This is a genomic window from Bradyrhizobium sp. SZCCHNR2028 (genome assembly GCF_032380995.1).
Classification (GTDB): Bacteria; Pseudomonadota; Alphaproteobacteria; order Rhizobiales; family Xanthobacteraceae; genus Bradyrhizobium.
The window spans coordinates 97,410-118,064 of the sequence record NZ_JAUHJF010000009.1 but is presented as its reverse complement, the minus strand read 5'-3'; the positions used below and the strand labels follow the sequence as shown (position 1 = coordinate 118,064).

18 protein-coding genes and 1 pseudogene are annotated in these 20,655 nt (G+C 65.7%); 10 read left to right on the top strand and 9 right to left on the bottom strand.

Features of this window, described 5'->3' with window-relative positions:
- Positions 1-3: 3 nt before the first annotated feature.
- Positions 4-1,167, bottom strand: coding sequence for a hypothetical protein (locus QX121_RS16765; RefSeq protein ID WP_315812530.1), 1,164 nt, complete (start codon positions 1,165-1,167; stop codon positions 4-6).
- Between the two features lie 292 nt (positions 1,168-1,459).
- Entirely contained in the window at positions 1,460-2,410 is a 951-nt protein-coding gene (locus QX121_RS16760) for an aldo/keto reductase (protein WP_315783885.1), read from the bottom strand.
- Positions 2,411-2,661: 251 nt separating this feature from the next.
- Here QX121_RS16760 and QX121_RS16755 point away from each other — a divergent pair, with 251 nt between their 5' ends.
- A complete protein-coding gene (locus QX121_RS16755) occupies positions 2,662-3,900 on the top strand; it encodes an NF038122 family metalloprotease (RefSeq protein WP_315812529.1) in 1,239 nt (412 codons plus the stop codon).
- 216 nt (positions 3,901-4,116) lie between these two features.
- Here QX121_RS16755 and QX121_RS16750 read toward each other — a convergent pair whose 3' ends face one another.
- The gene (locus QX121_RS16750; RefSeq protein WP_315773672.1) at positions 4,117-4,332 is read right to left on the bottom strand and encodes a hypothetical protein; all 216 of its coding nucleotides are present in this window, start codon (positions 4,330-4,332) and stop codon (positions 4,117-4,119) included.
- 369 nt (positions 4,333-4,701) lie between these two features.
- Here QX121_RS16750 and QX121_RS16745 point away from each other — a divergent pair, with 369 nt between their 5' ends.
- Positions 4,702-5,094 (top strand): hypothetical protein, encoded by a 393-nt coding sequence (locus QX121_RS16745; protein ID WP_315734901.1) that lies wholly within the window; start codon positions 4,702-4,704, stop codon positions 5,092-5,094.
- Between the two features lie 31 nt (positions 5,095-5,125).
- Here QX121_RS16745 and QX121_RS16740 read toward each other — a convergent pair whose 3' ends face one another.
- Together QX121_RS16740 and QX121_RS16735 are read right to left on the bottom strand one after the other, a co-directional pair.
- A complete protein-coding gene (locus QX121_RS16740) occupies positions 5,126-5,380 on the bottom strand; it encodes a hypothetical protein (protein WP_315812528.1) in 255 nt (84 codons plus the stop codon).
- Positions 5,380-6,567, bottom strand: coding sequence for a TCR/Tet family MFS transporter (locus QX121_RS16735; RefSeq protein ID WP_315812527.1), 1,188 nt, complete (start codon positions 6,565-6,567; stop codon positions 5,380-5,382). The genes QX121_RS16740 and QX121_RS16735 overlap by 1 nt, the downstream gene beginning before the upstream one ends.
- A gap of 645 nt (positions 6,568-7,212) precedes the next feature.
- On the opposite strand from QX121_RS16735, the gene QX121_RS16730 reads away from it, so the two are divergent.
- Positions 7,213-8,406 carry a right-handed parallel beta-helix repeat-containing protein gene (locus QX121_RS16730; RefSeq protein ID WP_315812526.1) on the top strand — a complete coding sequence of 398 codons (1,194 nt, stop codon included), beginning with the start codon at positions 7,213-7,215 and terminating at the stop codon, positions 8,404-8,406.
- An 875-nt stretch (positions 8,407-9,281) separates the two neighbouring features.
- Here the strand turns inward: QX121_RS16730 and QX121_RS16725 are convergent.
- A complete protein-coding gene (locus QX121_RS16725; protein WP_315812525.1) occupies positions 9,282-11,306 on the bottom strand; it encodes a YgiQ family radical SAM protein in 2,025 nt (674 codons plus the stop codon).
- A gap of 132 nt (positions 11,307-11,438) precedes the next feature.
- Positions 11,439-12,113: a hypothetical protein gene (locus tag QX121_RS16720; protein ID WP_315812524.1), complete on the bottom strand. Its 675-nt coding sequence runs from the start codon at positions 12,111-12,113 to the stop codon at positions 11,439-11,441.
- A 106-nt stretch (positions 12,114-12,219) separates the two neighbouring features.
- Between QX121_RS16720 and QX121_RS16715 the strand changes: the two genes are divergently transcribed.
- The 4 genes from QX121_RS16715 (at position 12,220) to QX121_RS16700 (ending at position 15,335) form a co-directional block, all read left to right on the top strand.
- Positions 12,220-12,912, top strand: a complete 693-nt coding sequence (locus QX121_RS16715; RefSeq protein WP_315812523.1) for an HAD-IA family hydrolase — start codon at positions 12,220-12,222, stop codon at positions 12,910-12,912.
- Between the two features lie 46 nt (positions 12,913-12,958).
- Positions 12,959-13,525 carry a hypothetical protein gene (locus QX121_RS16710; RefSeq protein WP_315812522.1) on the top strand — a complete coding sequence of 189 codons (567 nt, stop codon included), beginning with the start codon at positions 12,959-12,961 and terminating at the stop codon, positions 13,523-13,525.
- Positions 13,526-13,656: 131 nt separating this feature from the next.
- A complete protein-coding gene (locus QX121_RS16705) occupies positions 13,657-14,487 on the top strand; it encodes a hypothetical protein (RefSeq protein WP_315812580.1) in 831 nt (276 codons plus the stop codon).
- A gap of 23 nt (positions 14,488-14,510) precedes the next feature.
- Positions 14,511-15,335, top strand: a complete 825-nt coding sequence (locus tag QX121_RS16700; protein ID WP_315812521.1) for a type 1 glutamine amidotransferase — start codon at positions 14,511-14,513, stop codon at positions 15,333-15,335.
- Positions 15,336-15,346: 11 nt separating this feature from the next.
- Here the strand turns inward: QX121_RS16700 and QX121_RS16695 are convergent, their stop codons facing one another.
- Complete coding sequence (locus tag QX121_RS16695) at positions 15,347-16,057, bottom strand: LrgB family protein (protein ID WP_315812520.1); 711 nt, start codon at positions 16,055-16,057, stop codon at positions 15,347-15,349.
- Positions 16,032-16,451, bottom strand: coding sequence for a CidA/LrgA family protein (locus QX121_RS16690; protein ID WP_315812519.1), 420 nt, complete (start codon positions 16,449-16,451; stop codon positions 16,032-16,034). The genes QX121_RS16695 and QX121_RS16690 overlap by 26 nt, the downstream gene beginning before the upstream one ends.
- Positions 16,452-16,560: 109 nt before the next feature.
- Here QX121_RS16690 and QX121_RS16685 point away from each other — a divergent pair, with 109 nt between their 5' ends.
- The 3 genes and pseudogenes from QX121_RS16685 to QX121_RS16675 all read left to right on the top strand — a co-directional run bounded on the left by QX121_RS16685 (position 16,561) and on the right by QX121_RS16675 (position 20,655).
- On the top strand, positions 16,561-17,442 hold the full coding sequence (locus QX121_RS16685) for a LysR family transcriptional regulator (RefSeq protein ID WP_315734888.1): 882 nt from the start codon (positions 16,561-16,563) through the stop codon (positions 17,440-17,442).
- A gap of 586 nt (positions 17,443-18,028) precedes the next feature.
- Positions 18,029-18,856 carry a class II glutamine amidotransferase gene (locus QX121_RS16680; protein WP_315783864.1) on the top strand — a complete coding sequence of 276 codons (828 nt, stop codon included), beginning with the start codon at positions 18,029-18,031 and terminating at the stop codon, positions 18,854-18,856.
- A 25-nt stretch (positions 18,857-18,881) separates the two neighbouring features.
- Positions 18,882-20,655, top strand: a pseudogene (locus QX121_RS16675) (N-acetylglutaminylglutamine amidotransferase).

The window sequence follows — 20,655 nt, the reverse complement described above, 5'->3', positions numbered from 1 at the left end:
CGCTCAGCGCGGCTCCCTGCTCCGCTGCCACTTCAGGAAGTCGCTGTAGAGTCTCGCGGCCTCGTCCGGCGACATCCGCGCCTGCGCCTTGCGCTCGTCGAGAAACTTGCGGAATTCGGCCGGGTTGGCATCCTGGCCCGGCGACTGCATCGTGCGGGCGCCGTCGAGCCATTCCTGCGCCGCCTTGAAGCGGACCAGGCCCTGCACCGGCGCCGACAGCACGGTGTCGCGCCATTTCGGATGCCGCGGCGGCGATTGCAGCACCTGGATCTTGCCGAACAGCGCGTCGACGAACCGCGCCGTGCGGCGATAGCGCTCGCTGTTCTCCGGCCAATTGTAGACCATCAGCACGGTCGAGGCGGCGACGGTCTCGACCTTGGTGCCGGGCGGCACCAGGTTCGGATATTCCTCGGACGAGAACGACGACGGCAGATAGATGTCCTGCAGCGCGTGGTCATAGGGGATCGTCAGGAGATGCAGCCGGCCGCCCTCGTTCTTGATGCCCTTGATGATCGGCGCGTCCTTCGACACCGAGGCGATCCAGGCATCGCCCTGGCCGTCGATCAGCTTCTGCAGCCCGCCGGTCGGATCAGTCTGGGAGTCGATGTCGGCGCGGATGCCGAGCCGGCGGAAGATCGTGCGCGCCGCCGGCAGGCCGATCGAGCGCTCGGCGAACACCCGCCGTCCATTGAGATCCTCCAGCGAGCGGATCTCGCGCCGCGCGACGATGTGGACGTCGTTGTGGAAGAGCTGCGCGATGTAGCGCACGCGCTGGGCAATGTCTGGAATGTTGTATTCCGTCTTCACGAATTCCAGCGCGTCGGTGGTGACGAAGCCCATGTCGATGTTCTTCAACATGATGATGTCGATGAGGTTCTGCGCCGAGCCCCTGCCGAGGATCGGCAGCACGCGCAGGCTCTCGCCCTCGTCGAGCACCGCGGCCATGTCGGAGCCCATGACCGACATCGGCCCGCCGATCGGCGCGGTGATCACGGTGACGGTGCCGGAGTTCAGAGCCTCGCGGTCCGGCAGCGTACCGACGGCGCCGCCGGCCGGCGGGCGCTGCGGCAATTGCTGCGCCCGGGCGCTACCAGCCAGCGCCACGACGGATGACAGAACAAGTGCAAATACGAATGCGCCAACAGCTACGCGCGCGACACGATTCACCGAACGCTTCCTCGATACATTCTAAATTGACAGTGGACTTAGCAGTTCGATCCCGGCCGAAGTTTGGCCGTGAGGTGGCGATCCGCGAGATGCTGCAAAGTCGCCCGGCCCGCTTCACGGCTGTGCTGAAAATGCGGTGCAGGAGCAGCGTGATCAAGTGCCGCGATCGAGGACCGGCGCTGAGCGCGCCGAATCCTCGATCACAGGCCGTGTTCGGCGGAGAACGATCGCACTGCGTGCGTGTCGAAACGTCGCATGCTCGGCGCTGAATGATGGCGCCGCGCGCCGGCGCTCACGCGCTGGCCGCGTCGAGCCGCGCGACCTGATCCGCGGTCAGCGCGAGCTGCGTCGCCGCCACCAGGGTGTCGACGTGCTCGGGCCTGGTGGCGCTGGCGATCGGCGCCGTCACCGACGGCTTCGCCAGCAGCCACGCCAGCGCGATCGAGGCCTGCTGCGCTCCGGTCTCCCTTGCGACCGCGTCCAGCGCGGCGAGGATGCGCATGCCGCGCTCGTTCATGTATTTCGGGATGCCGCGCTGTCCGCGCGGGCTCTTGCCGAAATCGGCCTCCGAGCGATACTTGCCGGTGAGGAAGCCGGCGGCCAGCGAGAAGAAGGTGATGACGCCGACGCCGTAGTTCTCGCAGACGCGTTGCAGCGCGCCTTCGTAGGATGCGCGCTCGGCGAGGCTGTATTCCGGCTGCAGGCTCTCATAGCGCGGCAAGCCGCTCTTCGCCGACAGCTCGAGCGCGGCCTGCAGCCGCTCGGCCGAGAAGTTCGAGGCGCCGATCACGCGCACCTTGCCGGCCTTGATCAGCCTGTCATAGGCCGCCAGCGTCTCCTCCTGCGGCGTCGTCTCGTCGTCCTTGTGCGACTGATAGAGATCGATGACGTCGGTCTGCAGCCGGCGCAGGCTGTCCTCCACCGCGCGCGCGATGTAGTCGGCCTTCAGCCCGACCTTGCCGTCGCCCATGTCCATGCCGACCTTGGTGGCGAGGATGATGCGATCGCGGTTGCCGCGCAGCTTCATCCACTTGCCGATGATGGTCTCGGACTCGCCGCCGCTGTGGCCGGGCACCCAGCGCGAATAGACGTCCGCCGTGTCGAGGAAGTTGATCCCGGACTCCAGCACCTTGTCGAGCAGGCGGAACGAGGCCGCCTCGTCCACCGTCCAGCCGAACACGTTGCAGCCGAAGCAGAGGGGCGGAACGTTGAGGCCGGAACGGCCGAGCGGGCGCATCTTCATGGGAGGCTCTCGATCTGAATGATGTTGGCTGCATCCATCGCGGACGCCTGCCGCAGATTGCCGTCATTCGTCGCGCGAGACCAGCGCGGCAGGAGCATGGCGGGCCCGTCCGGCCGCATCCAAACCGTGGCGCGGCTGCCCCGAAGTGGGTCCGGCAGCGTCAGACTTTTCACTCACTTGCCGATGATGGTCGCAGCCTGCGAACGCCTCGCAGCTGGAGACGCGGGGGCCATGATCAAGGAGTCCGTCTGATGAACACGCTGACCTATGACCAGCTCGGGCTGAGCTCAGATGGCCTCATGATGCCCGATCCGGCCGCGGCGGCGAAGAACGCGACCACCAATACGGCTGCGGCCGCCCCGCCTGTCGTGCTGCCGCCCGGCGCGGTGTCGGATCCGGTGGTGCATGCCGACGGCTCCGAGACCGTCTCGGTTCACACCGGCGGTCTCACCTTCAACCTCACCTTCGATGCCGCCGCTGCTGCCGCGCCCGAAAGCTTCCGCGCCGGCGTCGAGCAGGCTGCGGCGATCCTGTCCTCGGCGATCACCGATCAGGCCACGGTCAACCTCGCGATCGATTTCGCCGGCACCGGCGGCGGCGCCGGCGCCAATGTCTCCAATGGCGTCCTCGCCAGCTACGCGCAGCTCCGAACCGATCTGCAGGACCACGCGGTGGCCGGCGACACGGTGTTCGACAACCTGCCGACGGGGCGGGCAGTGCAGGGCCATTCCCAGGTGTTCGTCGCCAACGCCCAGGCCAAGGTGCTCGGGCTCATCGATCCAAACAGCACGACGACGGAGGACGGCTTCGCCGTCTTCAACACCGACATCCCGACGCAGTCGCTGGTCGGCGTCGCGCTGCACGAACTGTCGCATGCGCTGGGACGGGTGCCGTCGCCGGGCAATCTCGACATCTTCGACCTGTTCGACTTCACCAAGCCGGGGCAGCATCTGATCAACAACAGCATCAGCTCGGCGCCGCCGGCCTATTTCTCGCTCGACGGCGGGCTCACCAAGATCGCCGATTACGGCCAGATGTCGGACCCGGCCGACTTCCTCAACACCGGCATCCAGGGCGCCCGCGATCCCTTGAACGAGTTCTACAATCCGACCACGTCGCAGACACTGTCGCCGATCGATCTCGTGGTGCTGGAGACGCTCGGCTACAATATCTCGACCCCCGACACGCAGGCGCTGCTCGCCCAGATCCCGCACGCCGCCGGGGTCGCCGCACCGGTGCAGACGCCGCAGCAGGCCGTCGCGATCGCCTCCGCCGTGGCCGCCGAGACGGCCGCCAGCCTCACCAAGCTGGGTGATGCCGCCGGCGCCGCGCAGGTGCTGGCGAATGCCCAGGCCGATGCTGCTGCGCTGAATGGCACCGATGCCGGCGCGAACCATGACCACGCAACGGCCTATGCGTCCTATTCCGCCGAGCCGCACCACGATCCGATGATGCTCGCGATGCATCTGCACGCGATCAGTGCGAACTGAGGCGGTCGCTACCAGCAGAGGATCGATTGGGCGCGAGAAGGTCATCGCGTAGTCGATCTAAGTCATGCCCGCCATTTCATCGTCGTCATGGCCGCGCTTGCCCCGGCCATCTCCGTCGCACTCGCCTGAACTGAAAGGCGTGATGTAGCCAAGCGATCGGGCGGATCGGAGGTGCGGTCCGCTCACGATCAATCGCCATGTGTCCGACGCGACAGGTCAGGATCGCTCGCGGTCGCGTTGTCGGTTGAGTTGACGCAAATAGCTCAAACCGCAGACGGTCAGCCGGCCGGGATCATCCACGCCCTGATCGGCCATCCCGCGCATGTGCCGCGCCGGCGCGCGCCGCGTCGCCTGGTCCAGATCGTGTCTGGCCATGCGGCGATAGATCTGCATCGCTCGCGAGAGCGGCTTGGCAAGTTCGATCCGAGGCATCGAAGTCAACGGAAGCCGGCGGCGATCGTTCCGAATGCCGGCCCATCATCGGAGCCAACTGGTGCGCCGCTGATTTCGCTCACGCGCAAACGATGCGGATGGTCCCCGCGTTCGGCTCCTACCGATAGACGACGATCGCTGCTGGCGGGTTGACCTCAACCTCAGTCTCCGACCGCCATGTCAAGACATCTCCGGGGCAAAAGCACCAAGTCTGGACGCGTCGCATATTGCATGGTTCACGGGAACTCGCGTATCCTTCAGGTAGCGTGAAGACGACGGTGATCACTCGGGGCGAGGCGATCGTTGGGCGCTGGGGGACGGTTCATGGGAATGAAGTTCGCTTTGCGTGCGGCGCTGACGGCGGCTGCCATGGCGCTGCTCGGTGGATGTGCGACGTCGCCGGAGGGCCTGAATTCGCGCGACGTTGCCGATAGCAGAAGCTTTTCCGAAAGCTACGAGGAAATCTACCGCCGCTTGATCGAGACCGGCAAGCGCTGCAATCCGCCCGTCCCGGTCTTCAGTCCAGGCAACCCGGCCCAGGGACAGATCGAAGCCGAAGGCGAACTGCACCGCGACCGCGGCTTCGCGGAGTTTCGCCTGGTCGCCGGCAGCTATGGGATCCGGATGAACTACTTCGTCGCGGCGCGCATCGAAAAATCCGGCTCTGGATCCCGCGTGACCATCAAGGTTAGCAACCCGATGGGAGCAGGCCCCCTGAGCAGCCGCATCTATCGCTGGGCCGGTGGGGACTCGAGCTGCTAGCACGGGCGGCGTGCCTTGATCAGGATCGTTATCAGAATCGTTCGCGGCCGCGTTGGCGGTCGAGCTTGCGCAGATAGCTGAGGCCGCAGACGGTCAGCCGGCCGGGATCATGCACGCCTTGTTCGGCCAGCCCGCGGATATGCCGCGCGAGGGCGCGTCGCGTTCCCTGGTCGAGATCGTGTCCGGCCACGCGGAGATAGATCTGCATCGCGCGAGAGAGCGGCTTTACAAGTTCGATCTGAGGCATCGGGTCCAACGGACGGCGACGGCGATCGTTCCGATACATCAGGGCACAGCCGCCGGCTTGGCTGGGCGCAGCGTGAGAACGATGGGAACGGCGATCGCGTAGATGGCGACGACCGACAGCCAGATCGCCCCGGGCCAATCGTCCCTGACGACGAAGTACAGGCTCGAGAAGCCGAGCGGCGCAACGATCGATGCGAGGCTGACCGTGGAGGCGAGCACGCCCTGGAGTTGCCCCTGCAAATCCTCGTCCACCTGCCGGGTGGCGATCGACTGCAGGGCCGGCATGCCCATGCCGCCGAGCGCGAACAGCGGCATGGCGCCAAAGACCATCCAGCTCCGGTTGACGAACGCCATGGCGGTGAGGGCCGTGCAGACACAGGCGACCCCGGTCAGGATGGCGCCGCGCTCGGCCAGCAATCTCACGGCCGGGCCGGGCAGGAAGGCCTGGGCCAGCGTCTGGCACACCCCGAAGGCGCCGAGCGACAGCCCGATCCAAAGACCGCTCCAGTGGAAGGTGTCGCCGCCCCACAGCGCCCAGCAGACGCCATAGGCCTCGCCGGTCGCGCTGAACAGGAAGAACAGGAGAACGACCGGCAACAGGCTCTTGACGGCGAACACCCAGCGCAGTGGCCGCAGCGGGTTCAGAACTGCGATCTCGATCTTGCTACGGTCCGGTGGTCGCGATTCCGGCAGCATCAGCAACGCCAGCAGAACGTTGCATCCGTTCAAGGCCGCCGCCACGACGAACGGCAGCCGCAGCCAATGGTCGCCGAGCGCGCCGCCGAGCACGGGCCCGATGATGAATCCCATGCCGAACATCGCATTGAGGAGGCCGAAGCGGTGGGCCCGTTCCTCGTCGCGCGAGATGTCGGTGATGTAGGCCGCGGCCACCGAGACATTTGCGCTGGTGGCGCCGGCGATGGCACGGCCGAGCAGGAGCATCCAGAGATCGGGTGCAAAGGCCAGGAACAGGTAGTTGACTGTGGCTCCGGCCAGCGAGACCAGCAGCAGCGGGCGCCGGCCGAGCCGATCGCTCAGCGAGCCCAGCACCGGCGCGCAGATGAACTGGATCGCGGCGTAGAGCGCCGTCATGACGCCGAGAGAGGACGCCACGTTGTCGGTGCGCGTCACGTCGTGCAGCAGTGACGGCAGGATCGGAAAGATCAGCCCGATGCCGGCGGCATCGAGCACGATGGTGAGATAGATGACGGCAACAGCCCTGGTCATGGCGCGCTCCGGTCCACGCGAGCCGATGGCGCAAACACGCGCGACCGCTCGCTGGAGCCTGACGATCTGTCAGGCGATCGATGTGTGGGAGACGCTGGGCCGGTCCATGCCAAAAGGCAGATGGACGGCTTGTACTCGGCCGTAGGCAACGACCGCTTTTCGCGACAGGCGCCGTCTACACGCCGAGATCGGGCGGCGCAAGCCGCTTTTTCCGAACGACGATCGGTGCATTCAATGCATATTCATCGATACATCGCCGGAGCTCTGGCTCAATCTGCAGACCGACTACGACGCCAGATCGCGAGGCGCGATCTCGGCAAGATTCTCGATCGCATCGAGACGGTGAACAAGCCACGGCGGCTTGAGCTGGGGAGATGCCTTAGGCTCTGGCTAGTTGGGTACAGTGCTGCCTTGAGGCGACGCGTGCCCACCGGTAGATGAGCCGGCGGTGAGTGCGCGGCGCGCTGGCGTTCAATTGTGTGCAGTCTACCGGTGTCACCGCAATCGCTGCTGGCTGAACATACGGTGCAGGCAAGCAAATAAAGCGGTTCGGGGAGCAACCCAAGATTGACGAATCGGGTCGCCATGCCAGATTGGTGAACGGATCAATGATCCTCATCTTTTACGATCCTAGGTGAATAAGGAATGCAAGTCGACCTAAACACAGCGATTGTTGCGGTCATCACTGCGCTTGCTACTTGGGTCCTAAAGCCGATAGCCGAGCGATATATTGAGGCGTTCTTCAAGCGGAAGCCTGTCTTTGCTATTCATCCTTATGTATTGCGCGACAATTGGCTGGTCCAGATTCAGCCGGTGAACGGCCCGGCCCGCCGAAAGAAGCCTTTGCATCTGTCATTTCAAGGCACCTTGACCATGGGGGTAGGTGTTATGAGCAATGAATCCGATACACTCGGGTGGACGCTGGACATTTCTAGTATTGAGGTTCTTCGGGACGAGCTGCGGAAAGCGACGTTTGTCGACGTCCAGCTATTCTTCGACGCAAGTCAAATGTCCGAGCCGGTGCGCCTGACTTACAAGCCTGTCAACCCTGTTCGATCGGCACAGCAGTCGCCGCCCATTTCGATTGAGACAGTTAGAGCCCTAATCCAAAGTGTCTCGTCTCACCGTATAGTCCACGTAAGTAGCGTCGAACTTCTTTTAAACGATGGCTTTCCGCTTGCTACCGAAAACGTGAGGTGGAACAGCGTTTTCGATGGCAAGGAGCTTGTCATCGCCGGGGTGGAGCATTTCGAGATTGAAGGTGATGATGCCGCGCTTCTGGTCGAGCCGCAATACTCTTGGGTTATTACTTTCGAGAACTGCAGAAACATCGCGATAACTGACCTTACCTTAGGTCATGTCAGCGCTGGGTACTGTCAAGGTGGTGTTCTGAGATTTGTGAATTGCAATGGAGTGAAGGTCAGAAATTGCGATTTGTACGGATCAGGGACATATGGCTTTGAGTTTGAGAATTGTGCTGACGTTGATGTTGACAATACGACGGTTCGGGATTGCTCCTACGGAATTCTCAAGATTTCCAACAGCCAGAACATTACGTTTACTGGTTGCGTGTTTGCTGACAATCGTGAGTTTGATCTGTGTAGCTTCTTTGGCGAGGTCGAGCAGATCATGTTTCGCAAGTGCTCATTCGAGCGCAATCAATCAGGCTATTCGATGTTCAGAATGGATGGCATCACAGGGGGTGGCGGTGTTTACGTTTGGGGGTGCAAGTTCAGTTACAACGTGTGCCGTCGCCTGAACGATGGTGGGTGGTTTTTGTCTGAGAACAACAATGAATACGTTGGCAACTCGTGGGAGAGTTCTCCTCAGATTAATTAGATTCTTGCTCCTTCTTGTCGGCGTCGGCCCGACGGGCAATTCCCGCATCCCCGTCATGCGCAAATTGCCCGTCGAGCCAGTTTGTCGCACGCTGTTCGGCTTGCATCGTCGGGCAAATCAGAACGATGTTTCCGGGCATCCCGCTCGCGATGAAGAGGGGCGTTTCGGCCGATCGTCACGGAGCGTAGCAAGCGGGAAGCGGTGGACGTGTCGGGCTTGGGGCTCTGCATTTGCGGGGCCGGCGAGCAGGCCTGGGACGTACGGTCAAGTCGCGTGGTCCTGGCCTCCCGATGCTGAGGTCAAGCCGGTTGATGGTGCCACGAGCATCTCGCCGGTGATGGGGGCAAGACAGCCCGGTCCCCAGGGAGATCGCGAAGCAGCCGTTAAAACCAGCGCGCGGGGAAGGCCGGGTCGTCCGGCTGAACCGTGGTACCTGCCGCCTGCATTTTTTTCCGCAGGCGGGCCACGGACCTCAGTCGAGGTCCGGTCTTCCCCGCGCCCTCTCGTTTCTCGAGGGCGATGTCGGCAGCATGACCTGGGCGCGATCTGCGCCGCGGGGCTGCGGCGTGCTGTTTGGAAAAATCGTGTAGTGGATGTGGTGCGTGGGCGTAGATACGTCGCGCTCACGATGCTCATCACGACTGTGAGGTGGAACGGCCATGCGACACACTCAGTGTCGTCCCGGCCTTGAGCCGGGACCCATCACCACCGGCGGATGTGTGAGGCACGCTGGCGGCTCAGGATGTGCCCAACACGTCTCCCTGTGGTTATGGATCCCGGATCTTCGCGCGCGATGCGCGCTCGTCCGGGACGACGGGGGAGTGTGGGGCGCGGGCTTGCCTTTGACGCCGAGATCGGAGGTCGTCCAGCGCGGACTACTTCCTGATCCGCACACCCTTCGTCGTGAAACGCTGCGGTCGCTGCTCCGGGCGCACCGGCCGCCGTGTCGTTGCGGCCTTGCCGGTGCCCGGCGGCTGATGCGCGGGGACCAATTGCTCGGGACGCGAGCCGATCAGATCGGCGCGGCCCATCGCCCTGAGCGCATCGCGCAGCACCGGCCAATTATCGGGGTCGTGATAGCGCAGGAATGCCTTGTGCAGCCTTCGCTGCCGCAGGCCCTTGATGGCTTCGACCTTGTCACTACCGCCGTGACGCACGCCGCGCAGCGGGTTGACACCGGTGTGGTACATCGCGGTCGCCGTGGCCATCGGCGACGGCAGGAAGGTCTGGACCTGATCGGCGCGGTAGCGGTTGCGCTTGAGCCACAGCGCGAGGTTCATCATGTCCTCGTCTGACGTGCCGGGATGGGCGGCGATGAAATACGGGATCAGGTAGTACTTCTTGCCGGCCTCCTTGGCGGCGGCGTCGAACATCTGCTTGAAGCGGTCATAGCTGCCGATGCCCGGCTTCATCATCTTGTCGAGCGGGCCGCGCTCGGTATGCTCCGGCGCGATCTTCAGATAGCCGCCGACGTGATGCGTGACCAGCTCCTTGATGTAGGCCGGGCTCTCGACCGCGAGATCGTAGCGCACGCCGGAGGCGACCATCACGCGCTTGATGCCCTTGACCTCGCGCACCTTGCGATAGAGCCGGATGAGATCGTCATGCGAGGTGTTGAGGTTCGGACAGATCTCCGGAAACACGCAGCTCGGCCGGCGGCAGGCGGCTTCGACCTTGGGGTCCTTGCAGGCCATCCGGTACATGTTGGCGGTCGGGCCGCCGATGTCGGAGATCACGCCGGTGAAGCCCGGCGTCTTGTCCCTGATGCGCTCGATTTCCTGCAGGATCGAGCCTTCCGAACGGCTCTGGATGATGCGGCCCTCATGCTCGGTGATCGAGCAGAAGGTGCAGCCGCCGAAGCAGCCGCGCATGATCGTCACCGAGAACTTGATCATGTCCCAGGCCGGGATCTTGGCGTCGCCATAGGACGGATGCGGCGCGCGGGCATAGGGCAGATCGTAGACGCTATCCATCTCCGCCATGGTCAGCGGGATCGGCGGCGGGTTGAGCCAGAGGTCGCGGTCGCCATGACGCTGCACCAGGGGACGCGCATTGCCCGGATTGCTCTCTCGGTGCAGCACGCGCGAGGCGCGGGCATAGGCTTCCTTGTCGGCCTCGACCTGCTCGCAGGACGGCAGCCGGACCACGACGTCGCCCTTCTCGCGCGCAGCGCCTTCGTCGGCGGAGTCGAGATCGTCGGCATGCAGCTCGACAAAGCCCTCGGGCACTTTGCGGAACAGCGCGGTGCCGCGCACCGACCGGATGTCCTTCGGCGCTTCGCCGCCGGCGATCCGATGCGCGACCTCGATCACGGCGCGTTCGGCATTGCCGTAGATCAGGATGTCGGCCTTTGCGTCGGCCAGCACCGAGCGGCGCACCTTGTCGGACCAGTAGTCGTAATGCGCGATGCGGCGCAGCGACGCCTCGATGCCGCCGAGCACGACGGGCACGTCCTTGAACGCCTCGCGGCAGCGCTGCGCATAGACCAGCGTGCAGCGGTCCGGCCGCCTGCCGCCTTCGCCGTTGGGCGTATAGGCGTCGTCGCTGCGGATGCGGCGGTCGGCGGTGTAGCGGTTGACCATGGAGTCCATGTTGCCGCCGGTGACGCCGAAGAACACGCGCGGTTTGCCGAGCACCTTGAACGGCTCGGCGGAGTGCCAATCGGGCTGGGAGATGATGCCGACGCGAAAGCCCTGGGCCTCGAGCAGCCGGCCGATGATCGCCATGCCGAACGAAGGATGGTCGACATAGGCGTCGCCGGTCACCAGCACGATGTCGCACGCGTCCCAGCCGAGCGCGTCCATCTCCTTGCGGCTCATCGGCAGGAACGGCGCAGGCTTGAGGTCCGCGTGATGGCGCGGCCAGGAACTCAGCGGTGGAGCGGTGAGGGCGATGTTCATCGCCCACGCATAGAGCCGCGGCGCTGCGAGTTCAACCGAAGCTCCGGTCGCAGACGAGGGCAGGTGGTCAATTTGTCCGGAATGGTTCCCGCGGCGTTGCGCGGGCGACCTGACGTCGCAGTTCCTGCCGTCTCAGTTGAGGTGGTGCGACGCGCCGTTGCGGCGCTTGAGCCAGCCGTGCCCGAAATAGGCCAGCAGCGCGGCTGCCGCGAGCATGATCCAGATCGAGGGCATCTTCGAGCGCGGGCTGCCGCCGGCCTCGCCGACCGTGACGGGCTCGGTCATCGACACCAGCCGCAGGCCGGCGGCGTCGGTCGCGCGGCGCATGTCGGCGATGGCGGAGTGGGGCAGCGGGTCGGCGGCGAACAGCCGACCTGTCGCCGGCGCGTCGGACGCGGCGAGGTCGCTCGGCGGCGGCTCCATCGAAGACTGCGTGGCCTGGCTGCCGGAGGGCAGTTGGGCGAAGGAGTTCAGGTTGGCGGGCCGATGCGGCTTCGGTCCGTGCTGCGCCATCCGGTCCGGCTTCTCGGCCTTGTCCATCTTCTTGGGCGTCATGCTCTGCGGCACCGCGACCCGCACCTGCGGCCGCGAATAGGACGCCGGCTGGGTGACGGCCAGCATGCGGTTGGACCAGGCCATATAGGCCTTGCAGAGATCGTTGCAGTACTGGCCGTTGACCATGTCGCCGTTGGCGGATCCGGCCTGCGCGGCGCCGGGTGCGGCAATCCAGATGACTGAGACCAGCGCGGCGGCCGCTCCGAGCCTCGACGGTGTCAAAACAGGCAATGCGCTCAACTGGCCGATCATCGCAATTTCCCCCGTCGCGGTTTCACGCCGTTTGGGGAATAACGACAGGCGGAATGGTCGAGAGTTGGATCAGATCGCGTCAACATCCGGATGAGTTGAGGTCAATTTGCTGATGCGAGGCGTTATCAATAAGGGGCGGGCTTTGCTGTTCGACATCGACGGCACGCTCGCCGACACCGATGCGCTGCATCTGCAGGCCTTCAACGCGGTGTTTGGGCCGTATGGCCACGTGTTCGACCGCGCGCGGGCGGCCCGCGAACTGCTCGGCCGATCCAATTTGTCGATCTCCGCCCAATTTCTGCCGGATGAGGCGCCCGAGCGGCGCGCGGCGGTCATGGCGCAGAAGGAGGAGGTGTTTCGCAGCCTCGCCGCCGGCGCGGTGCAGCCGCTGCCGGGCCTGACGGCGCTGCTCGATCGGGCCGCGGCGGCGGCGATTCCGGTGGTGGCCGTGACCAACGCGCCGCGGGCCAATGCCGAGCTGATCCTGCACGGGCTCGGGCTGATGGACCGGTTTCGCGCCGTGATCATCGGCGACGAGTTGCCGCACGGCAAGCCGCACCCGCTGCCCTATCTGGAAGGCCTGCGTGCGATCGATGCCGTGCCGGAAAGGTCGGTCGCCTTCGAGGATTCCCGCGCCGGCATCGCGGCGGCGACGGCGGCCGGCATCGCGACCGTCGGCATGCGCACCAACCTTGGTCACGACGAACTGATCGCGGCGGGCGCGGCGCTCACCGCGGCGGCGTTCGACGAGGCCGACGTGCTCGATCTGGTGATGGCGCGGCTGGGAGAGAGAATGTGAGCCATGACTCGCTTCCGGCGACGATACCGCCGGCGGCGGAGCTGACATGTCGCTGACATCGGGCAACAGCTTGCGGTCACCGTCCTTGCGCGATGGTCTCGACGAACGCGGCCGCCGGGTTGGCCGTCACGAGATCAAGGTGAGACGCATGCGCAAGTTGTTGATCGCGGCTGGTCCCTCGGAACTGTCGTTCCGGCCGATGCTGCAGGTCGATGAAGAGGGATCCGCGTCCAGTCAGCGCGGCCGGCGCGGCAGCGGAGCCGGGCGAGCCAAGCGCGCCGAGGGCCGCGCCAAGCGGTCGGCCCGGCGGTTTCGCTGGGCGCGGCCGTTGCGCGCAATGGCCGCCATCCTTCGCGGCTTGCGGGCGACGCTGTTGGCTCTCTCTCCCGTGGAGATCCCGAGCGATGGGAGCGTACGGCAGGAGAGCTTGCGGGACATGTCGCCGGTTGCGCCGCGGCTTCGCGTCGTCAGCGGCTGCGGAGGAGCGCGCGAGGCCGCCGCCGTGCCGGCCGCCGCGCCCAATGCGATCTTCTGCGCTGCGGCCACGCCTCGCCATCACGTCCGGTCGATGGACACGCCACGCGCCCAGCGCCGGCGGCTGCGCGCGCGCTGATCGCGTCACCGCATGCGTGCCCTGCATGCTCTGTCCGTCGCACCTTGCTTGTCCGCAGCCCGATGCCGTGATTGAAACGGACGGTGCGCGCCAGGCTCGCTGTGCTCGCCTCGCAGGAGGACGGATCGATCATGTTCGTGGCGCGTGTCCTGTCGGTGGCTGCCGCCCTGCTGCTCGTGACCGCTTGCCTCGCGGCCGACACGCCCGGCGAGACCAGGGGCACGGTGCTGGAGCCGTCGTCGGCGAATCTCGCGCTGACCTGGAGCCTGGCCCATGTGGTGTTGCCGGCGGCGCTCGTCGGCGGCCGGCGCTGGGAGGGGCATGCGGAGGACGCGCCCGACGTGATCGGGATCGCGCCGCTCGTGATCGTGATGCACGGGTCGAGCGGCGTCGCGCCGGCGGTCAAGGAGTTCCAGGCCTGGCTCGCCGACGAGCTCGGCGTGGCGTCGGTGGCGCCCGACAGCCTCGCGATTCCCGACCGGCTGACCTACGCCTCGCCGGTCGACGTCGCGATCTATGAGCGCGTCCACGCCTTGCGGCTGGCCGAACTGGAGAACGCGCTGAAGGCGTCGCGCGATTGGAGCTGGGTGGACCGGCTGCGGATCGTGCTGGCAGGCACCAGCGAGGGCGCGGTGGCGGTCGGCCGCTACGCCGGCAAGGATGTGGCGGCGCGGCTGATCTATTCGTGGTCGTGCGAGGACAACTACTTCGTCACCGCGCCCAGGCTCGGCATCGGCCCAAAGGAGCCGGTGCTGAACGCGATCTCGGCGCGCGATCCGTATTTCTCGGCTGCCAATCCCTGGAACAAGGACCGCCCCGTCACCGGATCCTGCGCCGCCGCGCTCAAGGACGATGCGAAGGCGGAGGTGATGGTGATCGATGCCGACGTGCACACGATCCTGAACCGGCCGGAGGTGCGCGAGCGGAGCGCTCGATTCCTGCGCGGCGTGCTGGAGCCCTGATCGGGCGGGCGGAGGATTGACGAGTGCTGAGACTGCTCGTGCTCGAAGGCAACTCGCTGGACGGCCGGCGCCGCTGGGCCGAGGTCGCCGGCGCCACGCCGTCGGAGAGCTACGCGGCCGTGCTGCGCGCGCTGGCGCCGGACGCGGTGATCGACATCGCCGCACCCGCCGATGCCGATGCGCGCCTGCCGCAGCCGATCGAGGCCTATCAGGGCATCGTCATCACGGGATCAGCGCTCAACATCTATCAGCGCGAGCCGGAAGCGCTGCGCCAGATCGAGCTGGTGCGGACGATCTTCGCGCGGGGCGTGCCGATGTTCGGCTCATGCTGGGGACTCCAGCTCGCAACCGTGGCGGCCGGCGGCGAGGTGTCGCTCAATCCGGCCGGCCGCGAGGTCGGCTTTGCGCGCAAGATCACGCTGACGGAGGCGGGCCGCGATCACCCGATGCATGCGGCGCGGGGCGCCGTGTTCGATGCACCGGCGATTCACAGCGACATCGTCACCCGGCTGCCGTCGGATGCGACGGTCACCGCGCACAATGCCATGAGCGAGGTGCAGGCCGCGGAGATCCGCAGCGGCCACGGCCGGTTCTGGGGCGTCCAATATCATCCGGAATTCAGCCTGCAGGACGTTGCCTGGGTGATTCGCCGCATCGGCCAGCCGCTGGTCGAGGAGGGCTTCTTCGTCGATCCGGCGGAGCTCGAGCGCTACGCAGCCGATCTCGCCACCCTGCATCACGACCGCGCCCGGCGCGACATTCTGTGGCGGCTCGGGCTCGACCAGGACGTCGCGAATGACGGGGTCCGGCAGGCCGAGATCAGCAACTGGATCGCCTCGCTCGCGTGACGCTGAGAACGCTACCGCATGAACTGAATGATGAGCGGCGCCAGCGCCACGTTCATCAGCCCGACCAGCACCATCACGAGGCCGGCGATCGCGCCTTCCTCGCGCCCGATCTGGTGGGCGCGCGCGGTGCCCGCACCATGCGCGCCGACGCCGAACAGCGCGCCTCTGGCGAGCGTCGAGCGCAGTGGCAGCCGCGCCAGCACGACGTCGCCGACGGCGGCGCCGATGATGCCGGTGAGCACGACGAACACGGCGGTGAGATCGGGGATGCCGCCGATCTCGCCTGAGACTTCCATCGCGAACGGCGTGCTCATCGAGCGCGGCAACAGGCTCAGACGCAGCTCGCCATCGATGCCGAGGACATAGGCCAGTGCCCAACTGGTCGCCACGGCGGTGAGGCTGCCCGCGACCATGCCGGCCAACAGCAGCGGCCAGCGGCGGCGGATCAGCGCGCGTTGCTCATAGATCGGCACGGCGAAGGCGACGGTGGCCGGGCCGAGCAGCGCCACCAGCCAATGCGTGCCGCGGATGTAGTCGCGATAGGAGACGTTGAGCGCGAGCGCCGCGATCATCAGCAGCGCGGGCGCCACCGCGAGCGGCATCAGCCACCAGCGCGGCCAGCGCCGGTGCATGCGCTTCGCCAGCAGATAGAGCAGGATCGTCGCGAGCGACCAGACCGCCGCCTGGATCAGCGGCTCACGCCACAGCGCGGCGAGGGTCATGACGCTCGGTCCAACGGTAGCAGAGGTCGACGGTGAGCGCGGTCACGCACATCACGGCGGTGGTGCTGACGACGATCAAGGCGAAGATCTTCAGGCCGAGCAGGCCGAACAGCTCGCGATGGTCGAGCAGCGCCAGCACCGCCGGCACGAAGAACAGCAGCATCTCGGCCAGCATCCAATTTGCGCCGCGCTTGATGCTGGCGACCTTCAATCCGCCTGCCAGGACCAGAGTAAGCGCCAGCGCCATTCCGATGATGCCGCCTGGCAGCGGCAGGCCGGTCGCCCGGGCCAGCGCCTCGCCGGCAGCCCAGAACAGGCCGAGCAGACCGATCTGCACCAGCCGGTTGCGGCGGAGCAGGCGATGAACCCCAATGGAAATGCTGCGATGCACCATGTGGCGGCGTCCGTAAGTGATTGCGCGATCAAGGTATGCCGCATCGCAACATGTAGAAAGCGAATTGAATGAATGATATCAAGTCGAAAATCGAATACTGAGCCTGATTATGGAACTTCGAACCCTCAGGACCTTCGTCGAGGTCGTCCGCCAAGGCGGCTTCTCGCAGGCTGCCAAGGTGGTGTTTGCGACCCAGTCGACCGTCAGCAAGGCCGTCAAGCAGCTCGAGGACGAGCTCGGCCTACCCCTTCTGGACCGGCTCGGCCACAAGAGCCGCATGACCGCGGCCGGCGAGATCGTCTATCGCCGCGCGATCCGGCTGCTGGCGGAGCGTGACGACCTGCAGGCAGAGCTCGCCGAACTGCGCGGCCTGAAGCGCGGCGTGCTGCGCCTCGGCCTGCCGCCGATCGGGTCGAGCACGCTGTTCGCGCCGTTGTTCGCGCTCTACCGCCAGCTTTATCCGGAGATCGAGATCCGGCTGGTGGAGCACGGCAGCGACCGGCTCAGCGAATTGCTGGCTGCAGGCGATATCGATTTTGCCGGCCTGCTGCCGCCCATCGCCGATGAGTTTGCCGCGCAGATCGTGCGCCGCGAGCCGCTGATGGCGCTCGTCTCTGTCAATCATTCGCTGGCCCGCCGCAAAACGATCACGCTCGCCGAGCTGCGCGACACGCCGTTCGTGCTGTTCGAAGCCGGCTTCGCGCTCAATCGTATTCTCCGCGAGGCCTGCCGCCGCAATGGCTTCGAGCCGGTGGTGGCTGCACGCAGCACGCAGATCGATTTCATTGCCGAGCTCGCCGGCGCCGGTCTCGGGGTCGCCTTCCTGCCGCGCATGATCGCGACCCAGCGCACGCAGGTGCCGATCAGTCTCGTCCTGCTCGACGAGCCCGGCACCGAATGGACGTTGGCGATGGCCTGGCGTCGTGGCGCCTATCTGTCGCCGGCCGCGGCGGCGTGGCTCCGGTTGGTGCGCGAGCGCGGCGAGGCGTGAGCATGAGTGCGGCGATGTCGCTTCATCTGCGAGGAACGTGCGGCGAGACGGTCGGTGTCGCCATGACGGTGTCGCCATGACGATTGGCGAGGACCTGAGCTCTACGCACAACTCGCAATGATCGAGCACCTGTCGCAACGACGCGAAAGCGGAGCCCGGAGAGGCGATCTCGGACGTGCGGACGGGAACGGCAAGAGCTGACGAAGGTTGCCTTCGCGCGCTGACTCGTTGATCTGCGCGAGAGGACAATCGATGAGTGAGGAAGATCACGAGCACCCAGATCGCAAATCGCGAGATCGCAGGGAGCTGCGCGACGCGGATGCTCCGGCGGCGAAGCGGCCAGGCCCGGAAAGCATGCCTTCGGCTGGCCCACATGCGCGGCCCGACCTGACCGACAAGGACAAGACTCCCGGCACTGGCATGTTGCCGGAGCCGGGCGACGCCAATCCCAGTCCCACAGGCTGACGTCCCGTGCGTGACTGAGTGCGCGGGAACCAGGGGTGCTTTGACGCGTTTCCGCCTGCTCCGAAAGAACGTGACACGCGCAGGCGTGCCGCGCGCTCATTGATTGAACCGGAGGGCAAGGATGTGCCGCTGGATCGCGTACCGCGGTGAGACGACCGCCTTCGAGCACTATGTGACCGAGCCGGAACACTCGCTGGTGACGCAGAGCATCCGCGCGCTGGAATCCACCGCAGGCACAAATGGCGATGGTTTCGGTCTCGGTTGGTACGGCGATCATCCCGAGCCCGGCCTGTATCGCGAGACACGTCCGGCGTGGTCCGATGAGAATCTCCGCTATCTGTGCCGGCACCTGCATTCACATCTGTTCTTCGCGCATGTGCGCGCCGCGACCGGCACGGCCGTGACCCGTCAGAACTGCCATCCGTTTGCCTGCGGCCGCTGGCTGTTCATGCACAACGGCTTCGTCGGGTGCTGGAACAGGCTGCGCCGCAAGATCGAGGCTATGATTCCGGACGCGCTGTATCCTTCGCGGCTCGGCACCACCGATTCCGAAGCCGTGTTCCTCGCCATCGTCGGCGCCGGCATCGATCAGGACCCGATCGGTGCGACATCGAACGTGCTACGCGCGCTCCGCCAGCTGGTCAACGAGGACGGCCTGCGTGAGCATCTGCGCTTCACGTCCGCCCTGTCGAACGGCCACGATCTCTACGCGTTTCGCTTCGCTGAGAATGATCGCGCCAACTCGCTCTACTACCGGGAAGATGGCGATCAAGTGATCGCCGTCTCCGAGCCTTTTGACAAGGAGCCGGACTGGATCGAGGTTCCGCCCGATCACGTGCTGGTCGCGCGCGCGTCCAGACCCGCCGAAATCGTTCCGCTATTTGCCTCGGACTCTGCCGGTTTCGTCGCGGAACGCAAACGATCACAGAGGGTTGTCGGCGGCACATAACACAACAGAAACTGGATGATCCGCGATGTGCGGCATTTGTGGTGAAGTCAGGACTTCCGGACAGCCCGCGCTCGCGGCGCTCGGCCGAGTCAACGATGCGATGCAGGCGCGCGGTCCCGACGCCGCCGGCCTCTACGTGCAGGGCGGAATCGCGCTCGGCCACCGTCGTCTCAGCATTCTCGATCTATCAGCCGCCGCGCAGCAGCCGATGATCGATGCCGCGCTCGGCCTCGGCATCGTGTTCAATGGGTGCATCTATAATTTCCGCGAGCTGCGCGCCGAGCTGCAGGCGAAGGGCTATCGCTTCTTCTCCGACGGCGATACCGAGGTGATCCTCAAGGCCTATCATGCCTGGGGCAAGACCTGTGTTCAGCGCTTCAAGGGCATGTTCGCCTTCGCGCTGTGGGAGCGCGACAGCGGGCGCGTCGTGATCGCGCGCGACCGTCTCGGCATCAAGCCGCTGTACTACACCGAGGGGCCGGGCTTCCTCCGCTTTGCCTCGTCCCTGCCGGCGCTGCTCGCCGGTGGTGATGTCGACACCTCGATCGACCGAACGGCGCTGCATCATTTCTTCAGTTTTCACGCCGCCGTTCCGGCGCCCCGTACGATCCTCAATGGCGTGAAGAAGCTCGAGCCGGCGACGTTGCTGACGATCGAGCCCGATGGAGCGCAGCGCCGCGAACGCTACTGGCAGTTCAGTGTCGGCGCGCCGCGTCCGACCGATCGCGCCATGAGTCAAGAAGAATGGTCGGATGCATTGCTGGACGCGATGACGTCGGCGGTGGACACGTCGCCGTGTCGCTGACGTGCCCGTCGGTGTGCTGTTGTCAGGCGGGCTGGATTCGTCGCTGCTGGTCGCGCTGCTGTCCAAGCTGGGACACGAGGACATCCGCACCTTCTCGATCGGCTTTGACGCGGTGGGCAAGCACACCGGCGATGAATTCCACTACTCCGACATCATTGCACGGACGTTCGGCACCAACCACGAGCAGATCAGGATCGGCGGCAACCGCGCGCTCGACGCCTTGCCCGATGCCATCGCCGCCATGTCTGAGCCGATGGTCAGCCACGACGCGGTCGCGTTCCATCTCTTGTCGTCGGAGGTCGCCAAGCGCGTCAAGGTGGTGCAGAGCGGGCAGGGCGCCGACGAGGTGTTCGGTGGCTACAGCTGGTATCCAGGCTTCCTCTCGGCCAACGATCCCGTTCAGCAATATCAGAATGTCTATTTCGACTGGACGCATTCGGATCTGCAGCGGCTGCTGGCGCCGGAGTTGCTCGGCGACGACGTGAGCCTGGCATTCGTGGAGTGCTTCTTCGGAGATCATGCCGGCGCCTCGGCGGCGGACAAGGTGCTGCAGATCGACACCGAGATCATGCTGGTCGACGATCCCGTGAAGCGGGTCGACAACATGACGATGGCGTTCGGGCTGGAGGCCCGCGTGCCGTTCCTCGATCACGACGTGGTGGAGCTCGCCGCGCGCATGCCCGCCGAGCTGAAGGTGAAGAACGGCGGCAAGCACATTCTCAAGGAGGCGGCACGCCGCTGCGTGCCGGCGGAGGTGATCGACCGTCCCAAGGGATACTTTCCGGTGCCGTCGCTGCGCTATCTGCGCGGCCCGTTCCTCGACTATGTCCGCGACGTTCTCAACGACGAGAAGGCGCGCGCACGCGGCCTCTACCAGCGCGACTTGATCGACCACATGTTGCAAAACCCCGAAGCCGAGATGAGCCCCAAGGGACATTCGCGGCTGTGGCAGGCGGCCCTGCTCGAGGCATGGCTGCAGACGCACGGCATTTGA

Bases quoted from the DNA above. Each gene is read 5' to 3' on its own strand.
- QX121_RS16760 (WP_315783885.1), bottom strand. From the start codon at position 2,410: ATGAAGATGCGCCCGCTCGGCCGTTCCGGCCTCAACGTTCCGCCCCTC.
- QX121_RS16755 (WP_315812529.1), top strand. From the start codon at position 2,662: ATGAACACGCTGACCTATGACCAGCTCGGGCTGAGCTCAGATGGCCTC.
- QX121_RS16750 (WP_315773672.1), bottom strand. From the start codon at position 4,332: ATGCCTCGGATCGAACTTGCCAAGCCGCTCTCGCGAGCGATGCAGATC.
- QX121_RS16745 (WP_315734901.1), top strand. From the start codon at position 4,702: ATGGCGCTGCTCGGTGGATGTGCGACGTCGCCGGAGGGCCTGAATTCG.
- QX121_RS16740 (WP_315812528.1), bottom strand. From the start codon at position 5,380: ATGTATCGGAACGATCGCCGTCGCCGTCCGTTGGACCCGATGCCTCAG.
- QX121_RS16735 (WP_315812527.1), bottom strand. From the start codon at position 6,567: ATGACCAGGGCTGTTGCCGTCATCTATCTCACCATCGTGCTCGATGCC.
- QX121_RS16730 (WP_315812526.1), top strand. From the start codon at position 7,213: ATGCAAGTCGACCTAAACACAGCGATTGTTGCGGTCATCACTGCGCTT.
- QX121_RS16725 (WP_315812525.1), bottom strand. From the start codon at position 11,306: ATGAACATCGCCCTCACCGCTCCACCGCTGAGTTCCTGGCCGCGCCAT.
- QX121_RS16720 (WP_315812524.1), bottom strand. From the start codon at position 12,113: ATGATCGGCCAGTTGAGCGCATTGCCTGTTTTGACACCGTCGAGGCTC.
- QX121_RS16710 (WP_315812522.1), top strand. From the start codon at position 12,959: ATGTCGCTGACATCGGGCAACAGCTTGCGGTCACCGTCCTTGCGCGAT.
- QX121_RS16705 (WP_315812580.1), top strand. From the start codon at position 13,657: ATGTTCGTGGCGCGTGTCCTGTCGGTGGCTGCCGCCCTGCTGCTCGTG.
- QX121_RS16695 (WP_315812520.1), bottom strand. From the start codon at position 16,057: ATGACCCTCGCCGCGCTGTGGCGTGAGCCGCTGATCCAGGCGGCGGTC.
- QX121_RS16690 (WP_315812519.1), bottom strand. From the start codon at position 16,451: ATGGTGCATCGCAGCATTTCCATTGGGGTTCATCGCCTGCTCCGCCGC.
- QX121_RS16685 (WP_315734888.1), top strand. From the start codon at position 16,561: ATGGAACTTCGAACCCTCAGGACCTTCGTCGAGGTCGTCCGCCAAGGC.
- QX121_RS16680 (WP_315783864.1), top strand. From the start codon at position 18,029: ATGTGCCGCTGGATCGCGTACCGCGGTGAGACGACCGCCTTCGAGCAC.